Raw genomic sequence first — 7024 nt, forward strand, 5'->3', positions numbered from 1 at the left:
CCGTCCTTCACGTTGACGACGGCGCCCCGCTGTCCGAGGTTGTCGAGGTTTTCTTTCAGGATGACTTTCATGGGGCCCTCCTCCGTCAATCCTGGGTGAAGGGGAGCAGGGCGAGCAGACGGGCCCGCTTGATGGCCACGGTGAGCTGCCGCTGGTGGATGGCGCACGTGCCCGAAATGCGGCGCGGCACGATCTTCGCGCGCTCGCGCAGGTACCCGGAGAGGAGTTTCACGTCCTTGTAGTCGATGAAGGCCACCCCCGTGTCGCAGAACTTGCAGTACTTCTTCCGCTTGAACAGGTAGTCCTTCTTGTAGAAGCGCTTCTTTTTTCCGCCTTTGGCGTCGCGTCTAGGGTCGCCCATGGTCGGTCCTCACTCCATGTCCTGGTCGTCTTCGGCGTAGCTGTCACCCACGTCCAAGTCCTCTTCCCCGGCGTGGCGGCGCCGCTTGGCGCTCCGGGCCTTGAGCTTGGCTTCCGAGCGGACCTCCTCGTCCCGGCGGATGGTCAGGTAGCGCATGACGCTCTCGTTGAGCCTCAGGCGACCCTCCACGCCGGCCACGCAGTCCTCGGCTTCGGAATCGTACTCGTAGAGGACGTAGTACCCCTCGGTGAACTTGCGGATGGGATAGGCGAGCGTCCGCTTCCCCCACCGGTTCACCACGAGGTTCTGCCCGCCGAACCTCTCCTTGAGGTCCTTCTCGACGAGGGTGACCTGAGCCTCCAGGTCCGTCTCGCCGAGGTTGGGCGGCAACACGACCACCGTCTCGTAATGTCTCACGTCTTGACCTCCTTATGGCCTAGCCCCCTCCACGTCCGGGAGGAGGAAGAAGGCTTTGAAATCATAGCACAGGCGCGCCCCCGCTGTCCAGGAAGGGGCTTACGCTCCCGCGGCCGGCTCGGGCTTCCCTCTCCGGTTGTGGCGGTTCATGGCGAGGAGAAACCCGTGGGCCACCGCGTCCAGGACGGCGCGGGCCGCCCGTTCCGCGGCCTCCTCCAAAAGAGCGTGCCGGTCCGGATCGAGGGGCGAGAGCAGGTAGTCCACCTGCTCCCCCTTCTCCACCGCCTCCTCCCGGATCCCGAGCCGGATCCTCGGGAAGTCCCCCGTCCCCAGCTCCTCCAGGATGGACTCCATGCCGTGATGGCCCCCGGCGCCGCCGGAAAGACGGAGCCGGACCTGTCCGAAGGGCAGGTCCAGGTCGTCGTAACAGACGATGACCCTCTCCGCCGGAAGGGACTCACGCCGGACCAGCCGGGCCACGGCGATCCCGCTCCGGTTCATGTAGGTCAAGGGCTTGAGAAGGAGAAAGGCGCGCCCCCTCCACCGGCAGACGCTGGCTTCCGCCTCGCCGTCCCTGGAAAACCGGGGTCCGCGGCAGAGTTCCCGGACCTTGTCCGCCACCAGGAAGCCCGCATTGTGGGGTGAACGATCGTAGCGGGGCTCGGGCTTTCCGAGCCCCGCTACAAGGAATTCCACGGACATGGCTGGGGAGCCGGAAAGGGGCTACTTGCCCTCTTTCTCTTCTTCCGCTTCGGACTTCTTGCCCTTGCCGATCACCTCGGGCTCCTGGGACTCGGGGGCGGCCTCCTCGCCGGCGGCGGGAGCGGCCTCGATCCTGGGAGCGGCGATGACGACCACGGGCTGGTTGAGGTCGTTCTCGATGACGCGGACGCCCTCCTTGAACGTGAGCTGGGAGACCTTGATGCTGTCGCCCACCTTGAGGGGGGTCAGGTCGATGGTGACGCGGTCCGGGATGTCCGCGGGAAGGCACTCCACCTGGACCTCGCGCATGATCACGTCCAGCAGGCCCCCTTCCGTCTTCACGCCGTAGGCCGTGCCCTCGCAGACCACGGGCACCCTCACCTTCACCTTTTGATCCATCATGATCCGGGTGAAGTCCGCGTGGATGAGCTCGTTGGTCACGGGGTTGATCTGGATTTCCTTGACCATCACGTGACGCTGGGCTTTGGTTCCCTTGAGGGAGAACAGGAGAATCGTGTTCCTTCCCTTTTCCGAGCGGAGGATCTGGATGATCTTGCGGGGATCCACCGCGATGGGAACGGGCTCCTTGCCCCCTCCGTAAACGATACCGGGGATCAATCCCTTGGATGCGGTCCACTGGCGGCCCTTCTTCCGGACTTCGGGCCGCTGTTCGACCTCGATCTCGATGAACTGCTGAGACATCGTTCGCTCCTACGGGGTCTCGGGTGCGGGCACCCTGCGTGAAACCATAACGATATCAAAAGATTGGCCCTCTGGCAACCCCCCCGGCCCCGTTGTCGGGGACTCCCCGACGGGGCTATTCTTGGGGTCCTCCGGCGTCGGGAGACGCACTCCGCGCCCTTCTGAGCGCCGGACCCCATGAAAGGGAGCGGCCATGGCCCGCATCGATCCGCACTCCCACTTCGACCCCGAACAGCCCCTCGTCCGGAGGCTCCATTGGAAGGTATCGGCCGACTTCGACTCCCACCGCCTCGCCGGGGAGGCCCGCCTCTTCCTGGCGGCTCCATCGGAGGGGCCCCTGGATCTGGATTCGGACGCTCTGGACATCCGCGAGGCGAGGGACCAGCGAAACCGCCCGGTCCCGTTCCACCTGGGAGACCCCGATCCGGTGCTGGGGAGGCGGCTCCGCCTGGATCTGCCGGAGGGCACCACGGAGGTGGCCCTGCGATACGCCACCTCCCCGGAGGCCGCCGCGCTCCAGTGGCTGTCCCCCGAGCAAACCGAGGGCCGCGCGGCGCCCTTCCTCTTCAGCCAGTGCCAGCCCCACCATGCGCGCTCCATGGTCCCCTGCCAGGACAGCCCCCGAGTGCGCATCACCTACCGGGCCGAAATCACGGTCCCCGAAGGGATGCGTCCCGTCATGTCGGCGGGGGATGCGGAGGAGAGCCCTGGGCCGGTTCCCGGGACGCGGACCTTCGCCTTCGAGATGCCTCAGCCCATCCCCTCCTACCTCCTCGCCCTCGCGGCGGGGCGTCTGGAGAGCCGCGATTTGGGCCCCCGCTCGCGCATCTGGGCGGAGCCCGAGACGGTGGAGGCGGCGGCCTTCGAGTTCGCCGAAATCGAGAGCATGATCGCTGCGGCCGAGGGGGTGTTCGGACCGTACGAGTGGGACCGGTACGACATGCTGGTCCTCCCCCCCTCCTTTCCGTACGGGGGCATGGAGAACCCCCGCCTCACCTTCCTCACGCCCACCCTGCTGGCCGGAGACCGGTCCCTCGTGGCCGTGGTGGTCCACGAACTCGCGCACTCGTGGACGGGAAACCTCGTCACCAACGCCACCATGAACGACTTCTGGCTCAACGAGGGCTTCACCGTCTGGGCCGAGCGGAGGATCCTGGAGGTCGTTCGAGGCGGTGAAGCCGCCTCCCTGGCGTGGGCCATCGGGCAGACGGGCCTGGACCGATCCCTGGAGCGCTTCGGCGCCGCATCCCCCTATACGCGGTTGAAAACCGACTTGTGGGGCGTGGATCCCGACTCGATCTATTCGGAGGTCCCTTACGAGAAGGGGGCACGTCTGGTGGCCCTCCTGGAGCGCACCGCCGGCCGCGGCGTTTTCGACGCTTTCGTCCGGGACTACATCGAGCGCTTTCGGTTCACTTCCATCACCTCCGAGGAGTTCCTCGCCTTCCTTGAGGAACGTCTGCCGGGACCCGCCGCCGAGGTGGGCGTTAAGGAATGGGTGTACGGGACGGGGCTTCCCGCGAACGCCCCGCGCTTCGCTTCGAAGGCCCTGACCGCCATCGAGTCCAAGGCCGCCGCCTGGGCCGACGGGGTCCGTCCCTCGAAGGCCGACGCCGCCGCCTGGACCCCCGCCGAAACCCTGATCTACCTGCAGAACCTTCCGAGACCCCTTCCCGAGGACGACTGCGCTCTGCTGGACCGGACCTTCGGCCTGACGTCCCAGGGGAACTACGAGATCCTCGTGGAGTGGCTCTCCATCGCGGCCGTTTCCGACTACGCGCCCGCCTTCCCGCGGATCCGCGAGGTCCTGGGCCGCGTGGGGCGGATGAAATTCCTCCGGCCCCTCTACAAGGCGCTGGCCGCCAGCCCCAGAACCCGGGAGCTGGCCCGCGGCACCTTCGAGACGGTCAAGACCCGGTACCACAGCCTCTCCAGGCGGGTCGCCGAGGTGGAGATGGCCGCCTACCCCGAGGGCTGAGACGCTACCCCTTGAAACGGGCCGCGGTGGGACTCAGCGGGCGGCGGTCTGGTCCCGATGCCCCGCGTCCCGCTGGTCGTCCAGGTGGTAGAGCGAAACGGGGAGGGGCTCGTGGACCTTCTTCCCGTCCCTTCGGACGATGACGGCGGGGGCCCCCACGACGGTGCACCCGGCGGGCACGTCGCGGTTGATCACCACCGATTCCGCCCCCACGCGCGATCCGTCGCCGAGGGTCACGGGTCCCAGGATCGTGGCGTGGGTGCCGATGAAGACGTCATCTCCAACGGTCGGGTGGCGCTTTCCCCGGTGCTTGCCCGTGCCGCCGAGGGTGACGCCGTGAAAGAGGACGCAGTTGCGCCCGATGCGCACGGTTTCTCCGATGACGACCCCTGCCCCATGGTCGCAGAAGAAGCCGGGGCCGATCTGCGCGCCGGGGTGGATCTCGAGACCCGTCAGGAAACGCATGATCTGGCTGATGAGACGGGGCAGGAAGGGGACCCGGAGCCGGTACAGGGGATGGCTGACGTATCGGTGGACGACCACGGCGTGCAGACAGGGATAGAGGATCCACTCCCCGGGCCCGCAGGCCGGGTCGTTCCGCTTGATGGCCTTGACGTCCTCGAACATGTCGCCTCCGTTCCGGGCAACGGAACGGCGTTCAGGATATTCCAGGCCGGCCCCAAGGGGAAGGACCGTGGCGGCCGGGCGATTCGCCTCGACCACCCACCCGCGGCGGCGCAACCGGAGAATGGTCCCTTTCCGTCTCTCTTCTTGGGAGCTCGGGGACTTCGGGACTAGGGAGAATCGGAGACAGGGGGGCGAGGGCGTCCGCCCTTCGGATCACGCCTTTTCCATCGCATTTCATTCCCAAATCCCAAATCCGAAATCCCAAATCCCAATTGCGCCTTCTTTTCCTTCCGCCTTCCCCCCTCCGCCTTGCCTCTCCCGTCTCCCGCCCCCCTCCCCCTCGTGCTATACTGACCACCCGCGAAATGCCGGAGAAGGGAGAGTGCCGGATGCCCAAGTACATTTTCGTAACGGGGGGTGTGGTTTCTTCGTTGGGCAAGGGGATCGCCGCGGCCTCCATCGGTTGTCTCCTGGAGGCGCGGGGCTTCAAGGTCACGATCCAGAAACTGGACCCGTACATCAACGTGGACCCCGGCACCATGTCCCCCTTCCAGCACGGGGAGGTCTTCGTCACCGACGACGGGGCCGAGACCGATCTGGACCTGGGCCATTACGAGCGATTCACGAGCCAGGTCTCCGGCAGGGGCAACAATTACACGGCCGGACGGATCTACCTCCAGGTCATCGAGAAGGAGCGCCGGGGGGACTTTCTGGGCGGCACGGTGCAGGTGGTCCCCCACGTCACGAACGAGATCAAGGAGGCCGTCAAGGCCCAGGCCAAGGGCTACGACGTCTGCCTCGTCGAGATCGGCGGCACCGTGGGCGACATCGAATCCCTGCCCTTCCTGGAGGCCATCCGCCAGCTCCAGCTCGAAGTGGGCCGCGCCAACGCCCTGTTCATCCACCTCACCCTCATTCCCTTCATCCGGGCCAGCCACGAACTCAAGACCAAGCCCACGCAGCACAGCGTCAAGGAGCTGCTTTCCATCGGGATCCAGCCCGACATCCTTCTCTGCCGGACCGAGTACCCGATCCCCCGCGACATGAAGGCCAAGATCGGCCTCTTCTGCAACGTGGCGGAGGAGGCCGTCATCACCGCGAAGGACGTGGAGCACGTCTACGAGGTCCCCCTCTACTTCGCCCAGGAGGGCCTCGACTACATCCTCCTCAAGTACCTCGGCCTTCCCCTTCACGAGCGGCGTTTGGAGAAGTGGGAGGAGTTCCTCGACACCCTGAAGCACCCCGAAGACACCACGACCATCGGCATCGTGGGCAAGTACACGCAGTACGAGGATTCCTACAAGAGCCTGCGGGAGGCCCTCATCCACGGCGGCGTGGCCAACAAGCTGGGCGTCCGTCTGAAGTGGGTGGAAGCCGAGGACATCGAGCGCGAGGGACCGGCCGGGCCTCTCAGCGGCGTCCACGGCATCCTCGTCCCCGGAGGCTTCGGCGAACGGGGCGTGGAGGGCAAGATCAAGGCCGCTGGGTACGCCCGCCGCCACAAGATCCCCTACTTCGGCATCTGCCTGGGGATGCAGCTCGCCTCCATCGAGTTTGCGCGTTCGGAGGCGGGCCTTCCCGACGCCAACTCCACCGAGTTCAACCCCGACTGCCAGGCGCCGATCTTTTACAAGCTCCGCGACCTTCTGGGCGACGACTCCTACGGCGGCAACATGCGCCTGGGGAAGTGCGCCTGCGACATCACCCTGGGCAGCTTCGCCCACAAGGCCTACGGGGACCTGCGCATCGAGGAGCGCCACCGGCACCGCTACGAATTCAACAAGGCCTTCCTGGAACCCCTCCAGAAGGCCGGCATGGCCTTCACCGGCCTGTCTCCCGACGGGAAGTTCGTGGAGATCGTCGAACTCGCCGACCACCCCTGGTTCCTCGGCTGCCAGTTCCACCCCGAGTTCAAATCCCGTCCCCTGAACCCCCATCCCCTCTTCCGGGCCTTCGTGAAGGCCGCTTACGAAAACCGCCTTCGATCCGAGGCCGAAGGGGGAAAGGAGAAGTAGGGAACCGGAGAACCCGGGCGCGGGAATCCTCCGGCACGGTCCACGGGCGAGGGCACTCCGAAGGAACCCGATGGGGGCGGCTCCCCGTGGCGGGTCGGATTTTTTCCCGCGGAGCCTGATGCCCCGACGCCTGCGCCCCCAGATCCCAGGTTGGGCCCACTGGGCTCATTCTCAAAAAAGACAAGCATGCCGGGATGCCCCCTCAGGGGAAACCCGCGGGGC

General features: G+C 66.4%; 8 protein-coding genes. 2 read left to right on the forward strand and 6 right to left on the reverse strand.

Annotated elements, in window-relative coordinates; translation table 11 throughout:
- From AB1824_12615 to AB1824_12635, 5 genes are all read right to left on the reverse strand, one after another.
- Nucleotides 1-71: 50S ribosomal protein L9 (locus AB1824_12615; GenBank protein ID MEW5765806.1), on the reverse strand; the 71-nt coding region annotated here is incomplete at its 3' end.
- Nucleotides 72-85: 14 nt separating this feature from the next.
- Nucleotides 86-361 carry a 30S ribosomal protein S18 gene (gene rpsR / locus AB1824_12620; protein MEW5765807.1) on the reverse strand — a complete coding sequence of 92 codons (276 nt, stop codon included), beginning with the start codon at nt 359-361 and terminating at the stop codon, nt 86-88.
- A gap of 9 nt (nt 362-370) precedes the next feature.
- Nucleotides 371-778 carry a 30S ribosomal protein S6 gene (rpsF, locus tag AB1824_12625; GenBank protein MEW5765808.1) on the reverse strand — a complete coding sequence of 136 codons (408 nt, stop codon included), beginning with the start codon at nt 776-778 and terminating at the stop codon, nt 371-373.
- A gap of 99 nt (nt 779-877) precedes the next feature.
- Complete coding sequence (gene pth / locus AB1824_12630) at nt 878-1480, reverse strand: aminoacyl-tRNA hydrolase (protein ID MEW5765809.1); 603 nt, start codon at nt 1478-1480, stop codon at nt 878-880.
- 21 nt (nt 1481-1501) lie between these two features.
- A complete protein-coding gene (locus AB1824_12635) occupies nt 1502-2182 on the reverse strand; it encodes a 50S ribosomal protein L25 (GenBank protein ID MEW5765810.1) in 681 nt (226 codons plus the stop codon).
- A 193-nt stretch (nt 2183-2375) separates the two neighbouring features.
- Here AB1824_12635 and AB1824_12640 point away from each other — a divergent pair, with 193 nt between their 5' ends.
- Complete coding sequence (locus tag AB1824_12640) at nt 2376-4160, forward strand: M1 family metallopeptidase (GenBank protein ID MEW5765811.1); 1785 nt, start codon at nt 2376-2378, stop codon at nt 4158-4160.
- A gap of 33 nt (nt 4161-4193) precedes the next feature.
- Here AB1824_12640 and epsC read toward each other — a convergent pair whose 3' ends face one another.
- Nucleotides 4194-4787 carry a serine O-acetyltransferase EpsC gene (gene epsC / locus AB1824_12645; GenBank protein MEW5765812.1) on the reverse strand — a complete coding sequence of 198 codons (594 nt, stop codon included), beginning with the start codon at nt 4785-4787 and terminating at the stop codon, nt 4194-4196.
- 389 nt (nt 4788-5176) lie between these two features.
- Between epsC and AB1824_12650 the strand changes: the two genes are divergently transcribed.
- Entirely contained in the window at nt 5177-6802 is a 1626-nt protein-coding gene (locus AB1824_12650; GenBank protein ID MEW5765813.1) for a CTP synthase, read from the forward strand.
- Nucleotides 6803-7024: the final 222 nt, after the last annotated feature.

The sequence above is a fragment of the Acidobacteriota bacterium genome, assembly GCA_040752915.1.
Taxonomy (GTDB): domain Bacteria; phylum Acidobacteriota; class UBA4820; order UBA4820; family DSQY01; genus JBFLVU01.

Bases quoted from the DNA above. Each gene is read 5' to 3' on its own strand.
- AB1824_12650 (MEW5765813.1), top strand. From the start codon at position 5,177: ATGCCCAAGTACATTTTCGTAACGGGGGGTGTGGTTTCTTCGTTGGGC.
- epsC (MEW5765812.1), bottom strand. From the start codon at position 4,787: ATGTTCGAGGACGTCAAGGCCATCAAGCGGAACGACCCGGCCTGCGGG.
- rpsR (MEW5765807.1), bottom strand. From the start codon at position 361: ATGGGCGACCCTAGACGCGACGCCAAAGGCGGAAAAAAGAAGCGCTTC.
- pth (MEW5765809.1), bottom strand. From the start codon at position 1,480: ATGTCCGTGGAATTCCTTGTAGCGGGGCTCGGAAAGCCCGAGCCCCGC.
- AB1824_12640 (MEW5765811.1), top strand. From the start codon at position 2,376: ATGGCCCGCATCGATCCGCACTCCCACTTCGACCCCGAACAGCCCCTC.
- AB1824_12635 (MEW5765810.1), bottom strand. From the start codon at position 2,182: ATGTCTCAGCAGTTCATCGAGATCGAGGTCGAACAGCGGCCCGAAGTC.